This is a genomic window from Spirosoma endophyticum, assembly GCF_900112365.1.
GTDB classification, from domain to species: Bacteria; Bacteroidota; Bacteroidia; order Cytophagales; family Spirosomataceae; genus Spirosoma; species Spirosoma endophyticum.
The window spans coordinates 221,654-244,006 of record NZ_FOLQ01000002.1 but is presented as its reverse complement, the minus strand read 5'-3'; the positions used below and the strand labels follow the sequence as shown (position 1 = coordinate 244,006).

Sequence of the window (22,353 nt, the reverse complement as noted above, 5' to 3'; positions counted from 1 at the left end):
CAGCGCAGAAGGAACGTAAACTCGGCGCCAGCCCAAGGGGCCAGCTGGCGGTAGTCGTCATTTATTAAAATAGTCGATCGTTTCGGCGTCCAGTTTGTTGGTGACCTGTACTTCCCCCCCACTGCCACCCTCCATAACCGCACTCACACTCAGCCGACCTCGCGTATTGCCCACCCCCAGACTGCTCACCAGCCCCACCGAAAGCTGACTACCCGACCCAATCACCTGACGCGTGCGCAGTACATAGACGTCAGGGTTGCTGCTGTCGAGCGACCATTGCCCGTTCTGAACCGTCCGAGCGCCAACCGTCGTGGCACTAGCCGGTAAACTTAAGAGCAGCATCGGGTCCCGGCTGATTCGTAGGGTGATGGACCCACTAGTGGCCAGGGCGCCCACATTGACCACCGACACGACCACACTCACTGAGCTGGGACCATACACCAGGCCGGGGCTTACATACAGCAACGGCACCAGGTCGGAGGCCGGGCAGTTGCCATCCGTGCGGGCCGTCAACGTAAAGTAATCCGACTGAACGGCCCCAGGCCGGCAGGCATAGTTGATGTAGACCTGGTACGTGCCGGCGTCGGCCGCACTCACGCTGGATAAGCTCAGCACCGGACCTGACTCGGCCAGCCGCTGTCCGTCTCGGTACCACTGGTAGCTGGCGGCCCCCCGGGCCACAAACGAGAAACTGAAAGGGCTACCCACGCAGGCCGTCGCCGAGCTGGGGGCCTGGCTGATGACCAGCTCACTGCCGGTGCCAGTACTACAGAAGGCGGCAAAGTCACCCCCACCGGGCAGGTTGGGGTTGCCCGAAAAGCTGATCTGGGCCCGCCTGCACAAGGCTGTATAATTGCCGGGAAAGCAGCCGCTGAGCTGGTTGGTATAGAGTTGCAGGTTCTGGAGCTGGGGGAGGTTGCCCAGGCTGGCGGGCAGCGTACCGGTAAGCGCACTCTCATTAAGCAGCAGGTTCTGCAATTGGGTGAGCTGGCCTAAACTTGCGGGGATGGTGCCACCCAACTGGGTGCGGCTGAGGTTGAGTGTTTGCAGGGCCGTCAGGCTGCCGATGCCCGAGAGTATGCCGCCCGTCAAGGCATTGGCCCCTAATTCGAGGCTTTTCAGGCTGGTAAGGGCCGACAAACTGGTCGGCAGCGTACCGACGAGGTTATTATTGATTAGATTAAGCCCCGTCACCCGGCCGTTGCCATCACAGGTCACCCCATACCAGCCGCAGGGCGAGCAGCCGCTGAGCCAACCCGTTTTGTTAGTCCAGTTGCCCCCCCCCGCACTATTGTAGAGATTCACCAGAGGTGGTACATCGGAGCTAGCGGGTGTCACGCTCAGACTGAAGGCGGTGGTGGAGGTGACGCTGTTACAAGAGCTGGTAACCACTACCGAGTAGTTGCCCGCATCGGCGGGCTGCACGTTGGTCAGGCTAAGCATAGCTGAGACCTGTCCATTGACCACACTACCGTTTCGATACCACTGGTAGGTACCCACTGCCCCACTGGTACCAACGGAGGTCGTCACGGTAGTACCAATGCACGCCGAGGCCCCGCTACTAGGTTGTCGGGTAATGGTTGTGGCCGGCGTGTTGAGTAGCACCGTCACGTCATAGTAGTAACCATTCGCCGTGACGATGTCCAGCCGACCATCGGCGTTGAGATCCCCCAGGGCTACGCGAAAAGGAAAACTACTCACGCTATAGGTGGTAGGCACGTAGCTCCCACCGGATTGGGCCAGCAGCACCGTCGCATTGGCGGGTTGACCGGTGGCGAGTTGAGCGTTGGCGGTGACGATGTCGAGTCGATTATCCCCATTTATATCGGCGACCGCCACATCCATGGGGCTGGCTGATAAACCGGTATAGTTTGTACCCACATAGTCGTTGCCCCCAGCTGGCTGGCCCAGCAGTACCGACACGCTGCTGTTGCTATTCGCGGTGATGATGTCGAGCCGATTATCCCCGTTCATATCGGCAATGGCTACCCCTGTAGGGCCCTCCGACAAACCGCTGTAGTTGAAGACGGCATAACCTCCGGTGGGCTGGGCCTTCAGCACTGTAACTGAATGCTCAAGCGGATTCGACGTGATGATGTCGAGTCGGTTATCCCCGTTCATATCGGCAATGGCCACATCGTTTGGCCTGGCGCCGATCCCATAGTTGGTGGTCGCATAGCCCCCAGCAGGCTGGGCCAGCAGCACCGTCACGTTGACGTCGTCAAAGTTAGCCGTGATGATATCGAGTCGGTTGTCCCCGTTTATATCCGCGACCGCCATCTCACGAGGCTTAGTCGTTGAACTGGTATAGCTAGTGGCCAGATAGTCCCCACCCGGCTGAGCCAGTAGCACTGTCACGTTATTGCTACCATTGGCCGTGATCATATCGAGTCGATTGTCCCCGTTTACATCCGCGATCGTCAACGCCTTAGGGCTATTTACCTCGAACCTTGACTGGTTGCCGTATATGCTATAGTTGGTAGGTACGTAGCTCCCATCGGCCTGGGCCAGCAGCACCGTCACGTCGTCGGAACCAGCGTTGGCGGTGATGATATCGAGCCGGTTATCCCCATTCATATCGGCCAGGGCCATATCTTTAGGGTCATCTACTCGCTGCCCCAAGCCATAGGTGGTAGGCAGAAAGCACTGCGCCCACCCGCCCAGGGGAACCGTTGCCAGGAGGCACAGCCATAGCCATTGCCGCCACCGGGCCGGAGGCAGCAGGCGGTGAAGATCAGGTGTGGAAGCCGACGTAACAGAAAAGCAGGAATGCGAGGTAACAAGAATAGGCTGTTTCATAACGTAAGATCCGCGTTGAGTTCAGGCACTAGCTTAGTTTAACTACGTCAAAAGAAGTGCATAAACCATGAAAGCCCTATTTTGGGGCGTGGACAAACGCGTGGACAACGCTATAATCACTTGTTAGTCAGGCAAATGTAACGTACCCTGCGGTTCATTCAGCAGGCTCAGCAGCGGAGAATCCCCGTGAATACCTAGTTTTTTGCGGAGCCGATACCGGGTTTTACGGAGCGATTCAGGCGAGATGCCTAGCATCCGGCTCATCTGCCGGGAATCTATCCGGAGTTGAGAAAGGGCCAGCAGTCGCTCTTCAGCGGGGCTGAGATCGGAGAATTGGGTTTTCAATTGCCAGAAAAAACCAGGATGCACCCGCTCGAACCGTTGGCGAAACTCGTCCCAGTCGTCGTTGGTCAGCAGGCTGGAGTTAACCAAATGCTGGTGGGTATCGGCGGTTGGGTGGGCCTTAGGGTTAGTCGTCTCTGAGATAGCGTGGTCTGCCAGTTGGGCAGTAATGGTATCGATAAGGGCTTCCTTCTGGCTTAGGTTGTGCATGAAGCCCGCTAAGTCAGCTTTGGCCCGGCTTAGTTCTTCCTGGATTAATTGCTTTTCTAAGCGTAGCGATTTTTCCTTTTCCGCGTCAATGACCCGCTCCTGTCGGCGTCGGATTTGACTGAGGGAATAGAGCCGTAAAAACAGCCCGGCCAGTACCGCCAGCCCGGTGGCTACCAGCCAAAATAGTGTTCGCTGGGTCTTTTTTTCGACTTCGATAGCAGCTACCTCCGACTGGTGCTGCTGAATCATGAGCCGTTGATTGACCAGCGATAGGCGTTCCGAGTTATAGCGTTTGTTAATGCGTTCCTTCAGAAACGTCAGGCTATCCAGGTATTCATAAGCAAGGGGCAAATTACCAACTGCATAGTAGTAGAGCCGGGACAGGTCATAGTAGTTTACTGTGCCGTATTCATCCTGTAGATTCGAGGCAAACTGGCGGGTTCTTTTTTGTTGACGAAACTGAGTGGTTCGTTCTAAGTAGTAACGGCAGCTGTCTAATTGACCAAGGCGAAAAAACACATTACCGATCCGCAGGGCCGCCCCGTCGGGCAATTCGCGCGTTTGGCCGAATCGGCGGATCAGGTCATACCCCACGCGGTATAGCGACAGTGCATCAGACCATCTCTTCTGGTATGCGTACTCATTGGCCAGGTTGGTGGAAATAATTCCTACCCACAACGAATCTCCGTAGTATATGGCTACTTGACGGGCTTTCAGAAAACTTCGTTCGGCCAGTATTGATCCGTCGGTTCCCGTCTTGGTATAATGGAGCATGTTATGCGCCAGCGCCAGTGTATTATAGCTTTGGATGGCCAGGTTCGAATTGAAGGGCGGGTAGTGGATCGCTTGCTCCAGTAAACGAATGGTTTTATCGTATTCCCTGAAGTAATGATAATCGAACGCTAGCTCGTAAAGATACCGGCTGATTTCGGGGATGTGCTGATAACCAATTTCCCGAAACGCTTTGTTAGCACTTAGTAAATACTCAAATGCCTTGCCGTATTCTTCATTCAGAAAATAATACTGTCCGGCAAAGTGCTGGCAAACGGCCGCAATCTGCGGGTCATAATCTTCGGCGGCCCGCTTGCCGACCGACAGAAACAGGGCGGCTTTCTGGGCGTTGCTTATAGCCGTATTTTTAGCGTAGGTATCTCTTAAATACCGGCTATAGCGGGTCAGTTGATCATCGTCGTTTTTTTTCGCCAGATCCTCAACCTCATTCAACAGCCGAAAGGCATAGGTACGGTTTTTGGTAACGACTACGGAGGTATCAAACTGATTTAACAGCAGAATCACCCGCCGGGCGGGCGTTGCTTTTTCTAGTTGATGCAGGAATGGAGTAGCTGATACAGATAATGAATAAAATACACTAAGAAGTAATAAACAGATATAACGAGTAGCCATGAAATCGTCTTAACTAAAACAGAGTTAACCAAATGCCCTAAAAGACGGCTGGTCTGCTAAAACATTGGATAAACTACGAATTGTAACCGATATATATACGGCCCGTCTGTATAAACTAGTTTTACCTACATCATGAAAAACCGGCATCTAATGGGCTTTTTATAGTCCTGGCTCCCTAAACCGGATTAGTTAAAAGGCCTGACGTGTCGTTGAAAATGACTTCGTATCTGCTGATAGCCGTCGTTTATTAAGCTTTCTTACAGGCTTCGATAATAGTTTACAGACTGTATAAGCTTGACTGGCCTGGAATCACCTACATCATCCATTAAGAGGTAGTCGTTTCAACTTATTGACTATGTAATAGCCTGTAAATCTGTTACATAAGTTTTTTTAAGCATTGTTTATGACCGTTCAAAAACGGCCGACTCGTTCAAGGATAAGCCATTCCAAGATGAGCCTTACCGGCATGCAAAAAAAAAGCCCCGATGGCTGACCATCGGGGCTTGAGACGCTTAATGAATGAAAAACGATCATTTAGCTCTTTTATTGTGCTCAACGAAACATACTAAGCCTTATTTAGCACTTTATTTCAGTCATGAATCAGCGATCAGGATTTGGAAACAATGTCGGCCAATACTAGTCCTGTTTTAACTTTGGCCCTACCCGTCAGGGAAAGTATTCGAGTTTGTCGGCGTCACTGTTGTTAGTGAGTCTGGCTTCCATTCCTGCGGGTAGTGTGCTTACCACCGTGATGGCCAAAGCTCCCTTTGTGGCGTTGAGTTGTAAGGTTCCGCTTAATCCGAACGACAGCTTACTTCCTGCCGTAATAAACTGATTAGGCAACGTAGTTAATTCGTAATAGTCCGGATTCGTACCATCGAAACGCCAGGCTTGATTATTCACTGACTTAAGGCCCAGAGTCGTGATTGTCGGGTCGAAACCAAGCGTTAAACGTGATTCCCGGCTGATCCTAACCGTGACCGGAGCCGTTGTACTGACGCCGTTGACCTCGAAGACATCTACCACTACGCTGATGAGCGTATTCCCATAAGTTAATGAAGGTGTGGTATAGATGATCGGGGTTAGATCAGCTTGTTTTCCATTTACGGTCAACATTGCTACTCCAGACGTTGCAGAGCAGATCCCACTGCTGACCAACAGGCGATATTGATAACCGCTTAGGGCCGTTGTTGCGTTGGATACCGTTAATGTGCCCGAATTAGCCCCCGAATACGTTGGGTCGTTGGTCAGGTTTGTAAAGCCGTTACCGGTATTTATCTGCCATTGATAGGTAAGGTTATCACCCGTAGTAGCTGCGGTAAAACTGACACTTTGGCCTGCGGTAATTGTGGCGCTGGCGGGCTGATCGTTGAGAGTGGGTGGGCTGGTTACCAGTAAGCTAAAGCTGGCGCTACCGGTCAGGCTTGTGCTATTGGTTGCAGTCAGGGTAATGACAACCGTACCACTCTGTCCGGCAACGGGCGTCACCGTAATGGTTCGATTCGATCCTGTGCCGCCTATCACTACGTTCTCTACGGGAACCAACCCCGTATTGCTACTGCTGGCCACCAGATTCACCGATGATACGTCATTATCCGTTACATTGAATGATTGGGTAGCACTCGCTACGCCCGAACAGGTTGTTGCATTCACCAGACCGCTGAGGACAGGCGCTGATGAAGTAGCCGGAATAATGGAAAAATCTTTGTTCGACAGGTCAAAGAAAATATTACCAACGGCCTCTACTTTCAACCGGCCCGTAGACGTAGCAACATTCGGTACGGTAATATTGGCCGTGCCGGTATTGGGCGTACTGGCGAGTAAAACCGTTGGAAATGTTTGCCCACCATCAGTCGATAATGAAATTTTCACATTAGGGGTAGTGGTGTTGGTGCCATTTACACTCCAGGTTACAGGTTGGGTCGTGTTGCCGGCAAAGGTACCCTGCCAGTCATTGGAGACTAAAAAGGGGCCTGTGTTACCATCTATCGTTACGGTAACATCGGTGCTGGCGACACCTCCCCCTTTGGCGCTGTTATCCCGTACGGTTAACCGGTGCGTCGTAGCAAAAGATACAGCAGGTAATTTCTCGCCTTTGACTACGTTGCTGCCGTCCAGTATGGCAGAAAGTATGGGGTAGGTACGCACATTCCCTGTCGCTGAAGGCGCATAACTCCTGAAAAATGGCGGCTTCGTTGGATCAGTAAATACAGTGGGGTCCGGCGTGGCGGTAGTCCCGATATCGATTCCTTCCCAACTGTAGCTGAGGGCATCGTTATCCGCATCGGTGGCGGAACCCATTAGGGAAAAGGGTGTGGATTTGGGAATGGTATAGGACGTAGTGGCTACGGCAACGACCGGAGGTGTATTACCGGTTGGGACAGTTGTTCCCACATTGGGAATCGTGGCCATGTATTGAGTGGCCAGTGCAAAACTGCCCGCGTGAAAATTGAGGATCGGGCCATTGGGTAAGCCTGAGGGACCGTAATTATCGTCTCCGATTGGCCCTTTGCCTGCCTCTGTGTTTTCGCAGGTGTAGCCGTAACTCATGATCGTTGTACCAGCTCCCGGCTCCACAGCCCCTTCGACAGTGCCATTGCTTTTACAGGCACCGAGATTGCTGTTGAACGTATGTTGCATCCCGAATTGATGGCCGATTTCGTGGACAAACACCTGGTCAGTATAGGTCTGAGAATAAGCGGTTCCATCTGCCTGCCAATCTCCTTCTTCCATCGCGTTCTTCGCTTTTTCTCCCGTTTGCCCCAACGACCGGAGTGCAGCAATACCGCCACCACTTGATGAGTTTCCCGATACGGTAGGGTATGTGGCCGTAACGACCATACCCAGATCGTAGTTAGCGTCAACAACTTGGGCATCCAGCACCGGCTGATTTTCGTTTAACATAACATCGGTGCTGTTGCCCGTGTAGGGGTCAGTGGCGGGGTTGGTATATACGACATTTGTGCTACTGACCAGCGAGAAGTTAACACACAGCTCATTCTTGTATACGGCATTTACCCGGCTGATGTAGGCCACAATATCATTGAAGGCACTCATTTGCCCACCGTGTTTCAGCGTGAACTCGCCAGTAACCGCCACAGCCAGTCTGAATGTGCGAAACTGAGCCCCCACGATGTTGTTGCCAATGCCTATATTGGCAGCCGCCCTGGCTCCACCTTTTAAAACAGGAGTCAGGCCCATCACCCCTACCGCTCCACAATGGGGACGCGTAGCATTACCCGTTTTTGTTTGAGGTACAATGGCATCTTTCGTGTAGTAACTACGGTATCGATCAGTCCTGCTGGTTCCCTGTATTTTTTCGATATATACAGGTCCTTTGTCAGTGTTAAGAATAATCGCGTTGAATCCACCTGACGTCAGGCTTATATGGATAGTTGCCTTTTTATTTTTCTGTCCATACCCCGAATAGGTTTTGATATCCGGGAATTGTTTAGCCACGGCAGGGGCCAGTAAAGGGCTCTCCACTATATTGAATACTTCTGAAGTGCCATCGGGCATGGGTACCAGCATCGGGATAGCAGGTGATTGGCGCTGACTTTCAAGGGGTGCCCTGGCTAACTGCTGGCGAATGCCCGCTACGTTGATTTCATACAGGTTTACGTGACTAAAGTAGGTTGGAGCCGATTGAAAAAAGGCGGGATCTGCCTTTTGGGACACAGCCTGGAAAAAGGGAGACTGGGCGAAGGCGCTGTTACCTAGTACAGTGAGCAGCAACAGAAATCCGGTAATCTTCTTTTTTGTGAAAATTGCGAAGCTAGAGATTCGACTCATAAAATATTGAGATTCAGTTTATGGCAAATGAGGACGTATAAATAATCAGGAATCAAAGGGTTGCTGGTAAGGGTGTGGGGTTACCCCTTCTTGTTCATCCGAAACATCGAGCATAAGCAGGGAACCATATTGTTCATACACGCGCCGACGGTAGAGCGCCAAAGAACGCTTAAATGAATCGTCAACCAGAATAGCCTGTTTTGGATACCGGTTCTTTGGGCCTTCATTCACGGAGTCTTGCTGTTTCATTGTCTACTGGGTTTTGTATGGTTCCCTGACGGAGTGAGTTGTAAAGTCCCTATCTGATAGAGCCACTGCGCTGCAGCACAGTCCCTCACATTTTGCTGGTAAGTGGAGTAGAAAGACGGATTTTTTATTACTTGATGTAACTGGGATGCAAACTTAGACCAGTCTTTTTGGGGAGAACATACCTGGTAGCAGGTAGATAGGTACCTTTTTTCATGAAAAGCAGACTACTTTCCGATTAGTTTATACCTGATGACAGGTATATGTTTACGTTTTGATTGAGGTGATCTTTGCAGCACAACAATGATTTTTGTGAAAGGCGGTCCTGTTCCGGTAGTAAACCTGTAGATCCATCAAACGAAACCCTGTCCACATCAGCACCAGAAAAGGGCTGCTACTTGCTACGTTGATCGGCATGGTCTGCATGGGCAAACTTTATGGGCAACCTGACAGACGACCGACGGCTCATCCGGCCAGACCGTTGGTCGTGGATAGCCAGTTTAGTACGACATCTGTCAACAATAGGGTGCTGGTTTACCAAGTACCCGTGAATAAAAAGCGACCTTTACTGACAATTTCGGGAATAATGTCAGCCGATTTTTTGCCTAACGTCGATCCCCAACAGGTGATGATTGGCCCGGCTTACGCGCATCCAGAGGCCTGGGTGTACCTGCCCCTCGTCAATCCATCGAACCTGCCTCGAAAAATGATCGTCGACCTGGACCATAATCGCTGTGATACACTGGACGCATTTTTACTGCGTGGCCAGCAGCGGGAACTGGTACACCTAGGGACATTATTCCGCCGTATGCCGCTGGTGCAGCGGGCCATTCCGGTCAGGGCATTCGCCCTGCCTTTTGAGCTGGCACCGCACGATAGCGCGGGTCTGTTATTACGAAGCCGACGTAGCACAGGTATCCATGAATTGACAATTGCACTTTCGACCGAAAAACAGTTTACCATCAAGCGGGATGAAGAAGAGAGTATCCGGCTGGTCGCTCTGTCGAGCGCGTTCTTTTTTATGTTTACGGTTTTCTCCCTCGGCCTGATCTTTAAACACCGGCTGCTAATTTATTTTGGCCTCTATGTTTTCCCGATTGGGTTGGGGCAACTCAATTACAATTACTTTTTTGATGCCTTCCCTTTTCCGGCCTGGCTGGGGCTGAATGCGAATTCAATCGGACTCTTCATCATATTCGCCACCAACTGTCTGTTCCATACCTTCGGCGTGGCGTATATCAAAAGCCTCAACGTGTATGGGCGATGGCACCGCTACGCCGTGCTATTTTTAGTGGGGGCCAACCTGATACCCATGGGATTGCTCCTGTTTCCGCTCACTCGGACCACGAATGCTATGGTTACAAATGCCAGTCTTATTTTGACGACCCTGAATATCGGCTGGCTATTCTATATTTCGATGCTGGGGTTTCGTGTAAAGCGGGAAAAGTACCTGCTGATTACGGCGACACTGGTGTTTGTTCCCATCCTTTATCGGACGTATGTGCTGGATAGCCCGGCCCTTAGCTACTCCTATTTTCAGCCATTTTATTACCTGCTTCTTTTTGGTTATCTGATCGTTTCCCTATTCCGCAGGGAACTGATAAGCCAGCAAATGACCGAGGAGAAAATCCGGCTGGTGCAGGGGAAATTGGAGATGCTACGAAAGTCCGAGATCGAGCAGATCGGTCGTAACCTCCACGACCAGTTAGGCAATACGCTGGCTTCCGCACTGGGGTACCTGAACCTGAAGGAGCCCCGGATACAGGTCGCCCGGGACATGATTCTGGATGCCATCAACGAAACCCGGGTGATTAGCCACAACTTGGTCAAAGATGATAATCGACCGCTGGACGAAAAGCTGGAGGATCTGGCCGAGCGGTTCAATGATTTCTCCACGATTTCTTTTGCTTACAGTGATTACACAGAAAAGAGAATCAATCAGTTACCATTACTCAAACAGCAGGGTATCTACCTGATCGTGCAGGAAGTGCTTAACAATGTTGTCAAGCATTCTCAGGCCAAAGAGGTCACCATACAGGCTTTTTTAAGTGAGGACGTAGTACGGGTGAGTATAGAAGACGACGGAATCGGGTATACGCCCAATCAGCCAACCAGTGGTATTGGTATGGCTAATATGTATAAACGGGCTGAGCTGGCCAGGCTGAAACTGTCCATTGATGGTAGTGTTAGTGGTACGTCGGTCACCATTGAAACACCCCTGGGTGGTTGACCAGTGGATATAGAAAAGGATAGTAGAAAAAGTTGATATTCTCTCAACCAGCTATCAGTCAAACCAGCAACAGCCAGTAAAAAATAGTATTCGATGAATAATAGAACCGTTATTATCGACGATCACGCCTTATTTAATGACGGACTGGCGCTGATCCTGAAGGAGTCGGATTGTTTTGAGGTAGTGGCACAGGTTTATGACAGCCGCCAGGCCATGTACACCTGTCAGCGTATGGTTCCGGATTTGATATTAGTTGACTACAACATGCCTCATCTGAATGGTCTGGAGGTGGTCGCCCAATTGAAAACCCTACTACCTAAACCGCGCATCGTGATCATCAGCATGTATGCTGAAAAAAAAGAACTCAACCTGTTTACGGCGGCCAATGTAGACGGGTATCTGGCTAAGACGATTCCGTCCACTGAGTTGATTGCCAGTCTACAAAAAATCATGGCGGGAGATCGTATCCTGAGTGTGGGCCACCAACAGAAAGCGAGTACGGTTAACGATTTTTTTGCGTTAAAACACCAGTTGACCAAACGAGAGTTTGAGATCGTCTTGGGCCTTAAAGACGGAAAGACGACGGAACAAATCGCCCAGGGGTTGGGGCTTAGCTATTTGACGGTGGAAACACACCGCAAAAACATTAACGCCAAATTAAAGCTCACCAGTAAACAGGCGTTTTATGATTTTCTACAGAGCCTTTAAGCTGTTGAAAAAGCAAGGATATTTTTCTGGTCATGATACACTGTTAGGTGAAAGTAGGGAGCCGACGCGGTTGCGACTGGTCAAGATGGCGTATTCCCTGCCTGTTCAACGCGGGGTGCACACGCTCCCGGTTGTACGTTGATGAGTTTTTTTGATAAACATGATGCAAATAAAACAAGTAACATCAGACTCTTTGAGCTTGACCCTATCAATTGAAATCAGTATACTTTCGGAATAAGTCCTACCTATTAAATCGTTTGGGATGATGGCACTCCGTCCAGTAAGCAATGATAGAGCCTAACTGAGTTTTCCAGGCAGCAAACGTTTCTTTTTTCTCAAACAGCCCTTGAATCGTCAACTCGTAAGCTTCTTCCACCAGGTAGTCTTCCACCGGATTCGTCATGAAAATAAAGGGAATACACTTTCGACGTAGTACAGGATCTTGATCGATTTGTTTACGAAGTTCTAACCCACTCATACCCGGCATACTGATTTCGGAAATAATCAAAAATGGGATTTCAGCGTTCGTCGTCAAGTAGTCCAAAGCCGTTTGGCAGTTGGAGAACAGTAAAATGGGATGAGGGAGGGCCAACTCCGCTAGGGCTTGCTTGAACATATCATGATCATCTTCATCAGCATCAATAAAAATGATAGGGTGTTCGTCCATGGCTACCATGCTTTAAGAATAAATGGTAAAATAAAAGCCCGGTTCAATACCGAGCTTTCAAAGTTTTTCTGTTTTTCGTAACGTTGAGTAAACCGGTATTCAATCTAAAGCAGAGCAGCTTGATAACTCGATAAGCAGCCAACAACTGACGATAAAACCCGTGTACTTTTTTATGAACCTAAATTGTGCCAACTCAATTACCAAAAATCAATTGCCTCATTTTCAGAATATTAATTCAATATTCACAAAATTATATTCGTGGAGGGCTGCGACTTTTTTGCCCAATTTTGTAGGCTTCTACCCACAGCTTGCCTGTAGTATACAATCGTGCGCTTAAGCTTCCTCGCTTACAATCTGTTTCGCGCTGATACGCTATCCTGCCTGTTTTTATGTATTTACTACATAGCGTGATACGTTACTAATCAGAGCTTCGCACGGTCAGATACAGACTACGAAAAAGGCGTTATAACCACTGCCGTTTAACGGTCAGGATCAGCTGATTCATCTGTTGCTGGGTACCCGGTTTGACTAAATAGCCATCAGCCTTCAGGTCATAAGCTTGCTGACGGTCACCGTCACTATCCGAGGTGGTCAGAATGACAACGGGCAACCGATCGTATGTAGGGTCGGCCCGAATATGCCTAAGGGCTTCCAAACCGCCCATTCTAGGCATATTTAAATCCAGTAGGACCAAATCAGGTAGGGATTGTTCGTCCGTCAGAGCTGTTAATAGTTCTTCGCCATCGGTCAATACCCGAATTGACGTGTTGGGCGTATACTGGATCAGGACCTGACGAAGGAGGAATTGATCGTCTTCGTCATCATCGACTACAAAAATATGTTGGTTGTTGGCTTGAGGCATCGACAAACGATGGAGTTGGTCAGTAAACAATCAACTGCGTCAGTGGGTTCCAGACTTGTACGCTATGATATAACTTAAATCTATCAGACAACACCATTACCTCATCATATTACTACGTTCAAAGCATCTCAGCGATACTCATCAAGCACTACTAGTTGCCAAATGGTTGTCCAAACTTTGACTCCATGCCTAACCGCCCTACAATTAATGTACTCTGGTTCAAGCGGGATTTACGCCTGCGCGACCACGCTCCCCTCCAGGCAGCTATTGCGATGGGACAGCGTGCGTCCAAACGTCCCCTACTCCTACTCTACTGTTTCGAACCATCTCTGATGGCCGATCCCAATTACGATCTCCGCCACTGGCGGTTCGTGCACGAGTGCCTGGCCGACATCAATCAGCAGTTGGCAACTTTGCCCGCGCCCCCCGCTTTCCAGTCGGAAACAAACCATCTGGTGTACGAGTGGCTGCCGTTTGAATTCGAGGATCACCAGGAAGATACCCAGCCCGAAACGGGTCAACCCACCGTTTGGGTATTTCACCGGGAAGTACTTGAGGTACTAACTGCCTTGCAGACGCAGTTTGCCATCGGTACGATCTTTTCCCACGAAGAAACCGGCCTGGCCGTAACCTACAACCGGGATAAAGCTGTTGCCCGGTTCTGCCACCAGCAGGGAATTAGCTGGCATGAATTCCAGCATAATGGCGTGATTAGACGCCTGAAAAACCGGGAAACCTGGGCTGCCAACTGGCAGCAGACCATGCAAGCTCCCCAGCAGCATCCCGACCTGGCCCGCTGGTACCCGGCCAATGTATCCAGTACGTGGTTTGAGACGGAGCGCGGCCCGGATCTGCCCACAGCATGGCAAATGCCGAACCCTTCATTTCAACCCGGCGGAGAACATAACGGGCATCGGTACCTGATCAGCTTTCTTAGCGAGCGAATCGGGCAGTATGCGGCCTCTATCTCTAAGCCCCTCGAAAGCCGACGAGGGTGTAGTCGCGTGTCGCCTTACTTATCCTGGGGTTGTCTAAGCATCCGGCAAGTGTATCAGGCCCAGCAGCAGGCCACCAAAAATCCGGGGTTAGTAGGTGTAGGACGGCAGTTCGGCGCATTTGCCTCCCGAATGCGCTGGCATTGCCATTTCATACAAAAGTTTGAGGGCGAAGATCGCATGGAGTTTGAGAATGTGAACCGGGCTTTCGATGCTCTCCCCAAAAACACCAATCCTGATCACTACGCAGCCTGGCGGGATGGGCGTACGGGCTTTCCGCTCATCGACGCGTGTATGCGTTGTCTGTCTGCCACAGGCTACATCAACTTTCGAATGCGGGCCATGCTTACCTCCTTTCTAACGCACCATTTGTTTCAGCATTGGCAGGAAGGGGGCTGGCACCTGGCCCGGCTTTTTACCGATTTCGAACCGGGCATCCACTACGCTCAACTTCAAATGCAGTCGGGCATGACGGGCACCAATACGGTCCGGATTTATAACCCCGTCAAGCAGTCGCAGGACCATGACCCGCAGGGAGTGTTTATCCGACAGTGGGTACCCGAGTTAGCCAACTGTCCGGTGGCCTATATTCATCACCCGTGGACGATGCCACCGCTGGAACAGATGATGGAACATTTTCAGATTGGCATCGACTACCCTGCTCCGATCATCGATGCTTCGGTGATGGCCCGCCAGGCCCGCATCCTACTCCATCAACCCCGCCAGACCGACGTGGGGCAGAGCGAGCAGGCCCGTATTTTGGCCAAACATAGCCTACCAGCTTCGGATCGGCTAAAAGAGACTGAGGGCCAATTGGGTAAGAATCGGAAGCAGGCGGCTACATCATCAGAAACAAAGGGGCCATACCCGCGTAACCAACTGGCTCTTTGGCAGTCAAGCGGCTTCATGTAGAGACCATGAACACTCATCATGCTACGTTGTTATGTAAGCATGAGTCACCTCTTTATGCTGCCCTCCCGGATACTACGGATCGAGCCTGTGACAACCGATGATGCGACGTATTCTTATTCGCTCCGGCACTATAGGCCCATCGCTTCTGAACGTCACATCGGTAACTTAGAATCAAGGCCTGGAAAGTCATTTAACCAAGGCTGGCTAAAAAGGGTAATCTCCGTTTTTAATTGTGTATAAAGCCAGAACGTTTCATAGCTGTCACCGCTTGAATCGGTTTGCCAAAACTGGCTACCCTTGTAGAACTATTTTTTACTCAGCGCACACCTAACTTATTACCTTCATGGCCCTCTCTCTGGAAGCTTTCACCCTTGGTGTGGAAGAGGAGTATCAGATCATTCATCCCCAAACCCGGCAGTTACGCTCCCGGGCGAAATCCGTTCTGGCCAACGCCCAGCAAACCCTGGGCGATCAGGTAACCCAGGAACTCTATCTGTCTCAGATCGAAATTGGCACCTCCATTTGCCAAACCCTCCAGCAGGTCCGACTTGAACTTCAGGTGTTAAGGGGCCAGGTTATCGCAGCCGCCCAAAAATCGGAGAGTCGGCTGGTGGCCGCCGGTACGCATCCTTTCTCCCACTGGCAGGATCAGCAGTTGACACCCACCGAACGCTACTTAGGTCTGGAATCCGACTTTCAGCAACTCACCCGGGAACAACTCATTTTTGGTTGTCATATTCACGTGGGCATCCCCGATCGGGAACTGGCCATTCAGGTGATGAACCGGGTCCGTCCCTGGCTAGGCGCCTTATTGGCTCTGGCCAGTAACTCGCCCTACTGGCTGGGTGACGACACGGGCTACGCCAGCTTTCGAACCGAAATCTGGGGGCGCTGGCCGACAGCGGGTATTCCTCAGTTCTTTGATTCACGGGCTGATTACGACCGCCTGATCGAGGACTTAACGGCTATGGGCAGTATCGCCGACGCATCAAAAATTTATTGGGACGTGCGCCCCTCGTCGCATTTCGACACCCTGGAATTTCGCGTCACCGATGTGTGTCTAACCATCGACGAGGCTGTTTTAGTGGCGGGTCTGGTTCGGGCATTAGTCCTAACCTGCGCCCTGGAGGCTGAAGCAAATGTGGCTTTACCGACGATACGTCCCGAAATCTTACAGGCAGTTAAATGGCAGGCCGCTCGGTATGGACTGGCTCAAACCCTGATCGATCCCCTGGCTGGTCGGGCAGTTGCCGCGTCGAGTGTCATTTATCAATTTCTGAGCTATGTTCGGTCAGCTCTGGAAGCGTATAACGACTGGGATGAAGTTTCGAGCTTAGTTGATCAGGTTATCCAGGGAGGGACCGGCTCGGCTCGGCAACGAGCGGCCTATGAACGCGGGGGTAAGCTTGAGGATGTAGTTGATTTGCTGGTGCGGGAAACGGCCATTGGAGCAGTTTTAAAGTGATGAGGAAGCCACTGACCGTTTACTACGTAAATCAGGTGGATAGCCGATTTTCTTCTTGATGCCGAGCGGCTGCATCATGCTGATTTGATCCTGAACGGTCGTCCAATTTTAAGCGGAGGATACTGACTACTGGAAAGGATTTATTGGTCGGTTCGAAAGGGGGAAGCGGGTAATCCTTCTTTATTATACAGATTGGGATTAACCGGGTTGTCGGCCCAGGCGTAGCGAACGTATTGGGGAGTAGCGACTTCATCGCTCCAAACCACTACGTTATTGCCCTCAATTTTGGCCTTCGCCCAAATGAATTTTTTGTCAGCACCCGCAATGGCAAACTCGCCCAACTCTTCCCCATCCTTAGTGATCAATCCACCGCCGACATTCGTAAAGCTAACCACGATTTTGTTGCCGTCGATGGCTGATGATTGGTACAATGGACCCGAAGAAACAAGGTTTTCTTTGTAAGCCGTTTTCATAGCCGACAGAGCCAGTCGTTCGCCGACATCTTTTTTGTTATCGGGGTGAATATCGTTCCATTCCCCCAGGTCAATGGCTACGACCATCGCCGTATTGGGAACCGACAGTGCCTTGCGTTGCGCTTCCCGAAGCACGGCCCAGTTGCTTTCCGTAGGCTGGTAATTATAGTCCATAAAGCCCGGAAGCTGGACAGACAGAAACGGTAAAGGTCCTTGTTTCCAGTGGTTTCGCCAGTCCTGGATCAACGCTACCTGTAATTTTTCGTACTCCTGGGGCTTACCGGCATTACTTTCGCCCTGATACCAGCAAAAACCTTTGATTGCATAGTTGATTTCCGGGGCTACCATGGCATTATACAACGCCGTCGGCTGGTTCTGGGCATTAATGCCCCCGGCTTGACTTCCCCCGGCAAAGGGCTGGTAGGCAATGCCCACTTTATACTGCCAGGTGCCTTTCAGATCAACTGTGTCGGCGTCAGCGAAAATACAGTAGGGTTTGTCGGGCACGAAGCCGCCTTTACCCCCGTTATTGGTGACCCGTACCACAAAAACATTCTTGCCGGCTTTCAGTACGTCAGCCGCAACGTTGTACCGACGTTGCGGATACATATAGGTGGTTTTCCCAACCGATTTACCATTGATGTATAGCTCATCGGCGTCGACAATGCGGCCCAGAAAAACCCTGGCGGGCTTGCCTGTCATCGAAGCAGGTAGGTCAATCTCTTTTCGGTACCACACGACCCCATTCAGGTCTTTAATTCCCTGATCTTCCCAGTAGCCGGGTACGTTGATCGGTCGCCAGCCTTTGGGTACGTATGCAACGTCGAACCACTTGGCAGTACCCGCCATCCCGAAATCAACGGGCGGGGCGGGTCTGTTTATCGGTGCGGTTGGTTTCCGAGTCAGACTATTGATATACGTAGTGTCTTTGTTCTTCTCAATGGTCGCATTCAGGTCAGAAAAATCCCTGAGTCCTTCTTCGCTTGTCCAGGCTTCGATGGGTGTACCGCCCACACTGGCGTTGATAATACCAATGGGTACCTTATATTTATCGTACAATTTTTTGGCGAAGAAATACGCCACAGCCGAGAATGGCCGGACATCTTCACCAACAGCCGATTTCCATTGCCCATTCGGCAGATCGCTTTGAGGACTTTGCAGGTTTGTCAGGGTCGGTATCCAGAACTGCCGGATCTGAGGAAAGTCGGCCTCCCTGATTTCTTTGGCATACGTTACGTCATGAATATTTAACTGGTGGACCATGTTGCTTTGGCCGCTGCAAAACCAGACATCACCCACCAAAATATCCTTTACAGTAAGCTGGGCATTCCCCACGATGTCCATGCTGTAGGGGCCACCTGCGGGCATGGGGGGCAGCTTTACCTGCCATTGCCCATTGGCCTCGGTTACGGTTTTGTAGTTGTTTTTATTGAACCGTATGGTGATCCGTTCGCCTGGGGTTGCCCATCCCCAAATCTTCAGCGTAGCATCCCGTTGCAGCACCATACCATCGCTGATTAATTTGGGCAAACGAACTTGAGCCTGCGCTATACTAGTGATTATCAACAGTAAACTGACGAGATACAGTCCAACGATGGTGGTTAATCTGGCTTGCATATGGTTAATTCGTTGCATTGTTTTTTACGGTACTTCCGGTCCGAGGTAGCTCTGTTCCAGATCACCAAAATCCACGACCAGCTTTTGCAGCACAACGCCGGGATTTACCATCCAGAATTTTATGGTATGTTTTCCGGGTTTGGCAATTTTATGGGTCGTGGCTTTGATAATAATATTCTCCGATACCCATTTATTCCAGATGCCCTTATCGCTGGTTTTGTCTTCTCTGTTGAGGCTGATAATCTGTGGCATTTCGTCGTCCACCGACAGGGCGTATTGCAAACCATTTTCATCCCTGAACAGATTCAATGTGGGTGAGAAATAGGCATTGATCGTAACCTCTCCCGCCCGATCCATGACAACATCGTATTGTACGTGTGGCGAATTACCACCGGGTTTCTGTCCGCCCGCCGTCACCGGAAAAGGCGTAAGGGCCGAACCGGTTCGGCCATGATCCGGCAAGACTTTCCACGTGACGCCATTGGTGTTTACGGTTTTGGCGTACTGATCGGCATCAATGGAAATCCCCCGTTTCGCAACCTGAACGGGAGTCGAGTTACCTGCCACCACTGAATCAGGCGAGATATAGCGTACGGCTGGCATTTTTTGCCGGTCGGGCTGTTGCCAGTACGTATAGCCAATGTGGGTCTGGCTCATCAGGTGATTCCACTTACCGTTGTTAAGTTGATGGTATTGTAGCGTGATCAGCGAATCGCTGGCGTATAATTCCTTTACTTTATCGGCATATTGGTTGGTTTCTTTCGATTTATGCTGATAAGCGTCTTTATTCAGCGCTACGTTGTAATACATCGCATTCAGGTTGGCGCAGGCTTTGATCGGATGCAGCACCAACTGAAAATAAGCGTCTTTATACGCAGCCGGTAATACGTTGTTTATTTCCTCCGCTTTTTTCAGCAGCGCCGTCCACTCGTCAACTACGGTTTTCCATTCGCCAGTGGGCAGGCTGTACGTGTTGGCATCGAGCAGTTCCGGCTTTCGGCGGGCATTATACTTTCCATATTTCGCCAGCAAGAAAGCAATGTCTTTGGCGTATTGTTTCCCGAACTGGTCTGTTGCCCAGTTTTCCGTGTAAGCCATCAACTCATCAGCGTCGATTTTTTCCGGATTCCAGGCATAGTCCAGAAAGAAGGAAATTGGGAATTCCATGGGCTTGATGTCGCCGACATTCACAATCCAGATATCCCGAACCTTATATTCCCAGGCTAAGTGCATCTGCTCCCAAATTCGGGGCAGCGGGTTGGTGTTCAGCCATTTGTAGTTACGGGGACCGCCGACGTAATCGAAGTGGTAATAGATGCCATACCCACCTTTGCGAGGCTTTTCATCCAGCCGGGGTAGTTTACGGAGGTTCCCCCAGTTGTCGTCGGAAAGCAGCAGGGTCACGTCGTCCGGCACCCGCATCCCTTTGTCGTAGTAATCCTGAACCTCTTTGTACAACGCCCATAGCTGCGGGGTTTCGGCCGCCGGTTTACCCGTTGCATCGCTGATAATTTTCCGTTGATCGGCCACGATACGTTCCAGCAAGGCCGTAGCGGTTTCCCTCGACATGGGCGCATCGCCATCGCCCCGCATACCTACACTTACGATCTTTTCATTGGTAGCCCGTTTGATGCCATCCCGCCAGAACTGTTGCAGCTTTTCTTTGTTGGTTTCATAATTCCATTGCCCTCCCCCCGTTCTGCGCCATTCATCATGCGCTCGCATCAGCGGCTCATGGTGCGAGGTACCAATAACAACGCCGTATGTATCAGCAACTTTGATGTTCAGCGAATCGTCCGCGTAAAAAGCATTACCCCACATGGCGGGCCAGATGTAATTGCCTTTCAGCCGAAGTATCAGCTCGAAAAACTTCTCGTAGAATTTGTGGTTGAATCCACCGAATTTTTCTTTAGTCCAGCCGGAGAGCGCCGGGGCTTCATCGTTAATGAATAAGCCCCGGTATTTAACGTTCGGTGCATCCGTTACGCGAACATCGCTCTTAATGTAAATCTCGTCTCGCTTCACAACGGGTACGTCGGCCCACCAATACCAGGGCGAAACGCCGAATTGTTTCGATAGTTCGAACACGCCATAAGCCGCACCCCGCCGGTCGTTACCCACCACGATCAAGGCCTGGGCTATGCCCTGAGCAGGATTACGAATCATTTGTGTCAGCGACGCTTCCCATTTTCCGTTGATAGCCTTCGTACTGATTTTGTTCTGCGAAGCCAGTTGTTTCAGGAAAGAAGACTGCTGAATCGTTCCGATAGCAATCACGTTTTTGCGCACTTGATTAACGTCCGTAACGATGGGTATCTCTTTCCCGGTAACCCGTTGAATGTCCTGCTGGAGAAGCGTTGCGGCTGTTTTTACAAGTTCAGGTTCGCTGTTATCGACGTAAATCGCAGCCTCAGTAACGGCAAAGGAAGATTTGTCACTGGTGATGTGTTGCGCCCATCCAGTTACTGAAAACCAAAGCGTTAGTAAGCCAGCAATCAGATTTACTTTCATTTTTTCGTTGACGTTGTGCTGCTAAACTGTTTTGTTGACATGATTTCTGCTTAGAACTTCACTACACTCTCATACGCCTTCTTGGGCTGGCCGTTCTGGTCGAACAGCAATGGATAATCTTTCCGACCCGGAACCGGAAAATTATCCAGCCAAGAGTACTTGTCGCTGAGGTTCCAGAACGTAACGCCGGTGATCTTGTCGCGGTGCTTGCGGAATACCTCGAACAGCATTTTGTAATGGGCTGCCTGCTGGTCGTTCATCGCGGGTGTAAATTCGCTTTTGTCTGTATCGCGACGAGCCCGGCGTTCGTGTTCTTTAGGATACACCGATACATCAACTTCCGTAAACTGAATCTTTAGACCCAGGCTGGCAAATTTGTTGATGGATTCCTCCAGTTCCTGTTTGGTAGGCTCGTAGATGGACCAGTGCGCCTGTAAGCCTACGCCATTGATAGGCACCTTTTTGTCCTTTAACTTCTTCAGCACCTGATAAATCCGGTCCCGCTTGGAAGCTGTTTCCGTGTTGTAATCGTTGTAGAACAATTGCGCGGACGGGTCGGCTTCATGAGCGTACTGAAACGCTTTTTCAATGTAGTCTTCGCCGATAATTTCGTAAAATTTCGATTGACGGTACAGGCTTGTTCCGGTATCGGGAACAGCTTCGTTCACTACGTCCCAGGCATAAATTTTGCCCTTGTACCGGCCCATTACGTCGGTGATGTGCCGTTTCAGGCGGGCTAGCAACACCTCCCGGCTCACGGTTTTACCCGTGGAATCGGTAAAAAACCAACGGGGTGTCTGGTTGTGCCAGCAGAGCGTATGGCCCCGCAGTTTGATGTTGTTCTGCTGGGCAAATTCGGCGATGGCGTCGGCATCTTTCCAGTTATAGCGGTTCTCTTCCGGATGAATGGGTCCCATTTTCATCGCATTTTCGGGCGTCATGCTGTTGAATTGGACTTTGATCAACTCAGCATCCGGGCCGGACTGCACCATGCGCGGGTTGACAGCCACGCCAATGGGAAAGTAATTTTTGTAATAATCTTTCAGCCCTTTTTCGGGTGCTACGAAGGCGATTGTCAGGGTAATCAGGGCGAAGCAGCTTAGTTTACGCATAGGTCAAA

General features: G+C 50.7%; 13 protein-coding genes. 4 read left to right on the top strand and 9 right to left on the bottom strand.

Going from position 1 to position 22,353, the window contains the following annotated elements; all coding sequences use genetic code 11:
- Window positions 1–57: 57 nt before the first annotated feature.
- The 4 genes from BM202_RS06050 to BM202_RS06035 all read right to left on the bottom strand — a co-directional run bounded on the left by BM202_RS06050 (window position 58) and on the right by BM202_RS06035 (window position 8,796).
- A complete protein-coding gene (locus tag BM202_RS06050) occupies window positions 58–2,799 on the bottom strand; it encodes an FG-GAP-like repeat-containing protein (protein WP_093824037.1) in 2,742 nt (913 codons plus the stop codon).
- 123 nt (window positions 2,800–2,922) lie between these two features.
- Window positions 2,923–4,755 (bottom strand): helix-turn-helix transcriptional regulator, encoded by a 1,833-nt coding sequence (locus tag BM202_RS06045; protein ID WP_093824035.1) that lies wholly within the window; start codon window positions 4,753–4,755, stop codon window positions 2,923–2,925.
- A gap of 666 nt (window positions 4,756–5,421) precedes the next feature.
- Window positions 5,422–8,547 (bottom strand): reprolysin-like metallopeptidase, encoded by a 3,126-nt coding sequence (locus BM202_RS06040; RefSeq protein ID WP_093824033.1) that lies wholly within the window; start codon window positions 8,545–8,547, stop codon window positions 5,422–5,424.
- Window positions 8,548–8,592: 45 nt separating this feature from the next.
- A complete protein-coding gene (locus BM202_RS06035; RefSeq protein WP_093824031.1) occupies window positions 8,593–8,796 on the bottom strand; it encodes a hypothetical protein in 204 nt (67 codons plus the stop codon).
- Between the two features lie 421 nt (window positions 8,797–9,217).
- Here BM202_RS06035 and BM202_RS06030 point away from each other — a divergent pair, with 421 nt between their 5' ends.
- Both BM202_RS06030 and BM202_RS06025 read left to right on the top strand, forming a co-directional pair.
- A complete protein-coding gene (locus tag BM202_RS06030; RefSeq protein ID WP_177236513.1) occupies window positions 9,218–11,023 on the top strand; it encodes a sensor histidine kinase in 1,806 nt (601 codons plus the stop codon).
- A gap of 93 nt (window positions 11,024–11,116) precedes the next feature.
- On the top strand, window positions 11,117–11,731 hold the full coding sequence (locus BM202_RS06025) for a response regulator transcription factor (protein WP_093824027.1): 615 nt from the start codon (window positions 11,117–11,119) through the stop codon (window positions 11,729–11,731).
- 241 nt (window positions 11,732–11,972) lie between these two features.
- Here the strand turns inward: BM202_RS06025 and BM202_RS06020 are convergent, their stop codons facing one another.
- Complete coding sequence (locus tag BM202_RS06020; RefSeq protein WP_093825134.1) at window positions 11,973–12,398, bottom strand: response regulator; 426 nt, start codon at window positions 12,396–12,398, stop codon at window positions 11,973–11,975.
- A 463-nt stretch (window positions 12,399–12,861) separates the two neighbouring features.
- Entirely contained in the window at window positions 12,862–13,260 is a 399-nt protein-coding gene (locus BM202_RS06015; protein ID WP_093824025.1) for a response regulator, read from the bottom strand.
- Window positions 13,261–13,445: 185 nt separating this feature from the next.
- On the opposite strand from BM202_RS06015, the gene BM202_RS06010 reads away from it, so the two are divergent.
- The gene (locus BM202_RS06010; protein WP_093824023.1) at window positions 13,446–15,167 is read left to right on the top strand and encodes a cryptochrome/deoxyribodipyrimidine photo-lyase family protein; all 1,722 of its coding nucleotides are present in this window, start codon (window positions 13,446–13,448) and stop codon (window positions 15,165–15,167) included.
- Window positions 15,168–15,510: 343 nt separating this feature from the next.
- A complete protein-coding gene (locus BM202_RS06005; protein ID WP_093824021.1) occupies window positions 15,511–16,632 on the top strand; it encodes a carboxylate-amine ligase in 1,122 nt (373 codons plus the stop codon).
- 140 nt (window positions 16,633–16,772) lie between these two features.
- Here BM202_RS06005 and BM202_RS06000 read toward each other — a convergent pair whose 3' ends face one another.
- The 3 genes from BM202_RS06000 to BM202_RS05990 are packed head-to-tail and all read right to left on the bottom strand — an operon-like array spanning window position 16,773 to window position 22,345.
- Complete coding sequence (locus BM202_RS06000; protein WP_093824019.1) at window positions 16,773–18,722, bottom strand: sialate O-acetylesterase; 1,950 nt, start codon at window positions 18,720–18,722, stop codon at window positions 16,773–16,775.
- A 24-nt stretch (window positions 18,723–18,746) separates the two neighbouring features.
- Window positions 18,747–21,233: a glycosyl hydrolase 115 family protein gene (locus BM202_RS05995; protein ID WP_093824017.1), complete on the bottom strand. Its 2,487-nt coding sequence runs from the start codon at window positions 21,231–21,233 to the stop codon at window positions 18,747–18,749.
- Between the two features lie 50 nt (window positions 21,234–21,283).
- Entirely contained in the window at window positions 21,284–22,345 is a 1,062-nt protein-coding gene (locus BM202_RS05990) for an endo-1,4-beta-xylanase (RefSeq protein WP_093824015.1), read from the bottom strand.
- Between the last annotated feature and the right edge of the window lie 8 nt (window positions 22,346–22,353).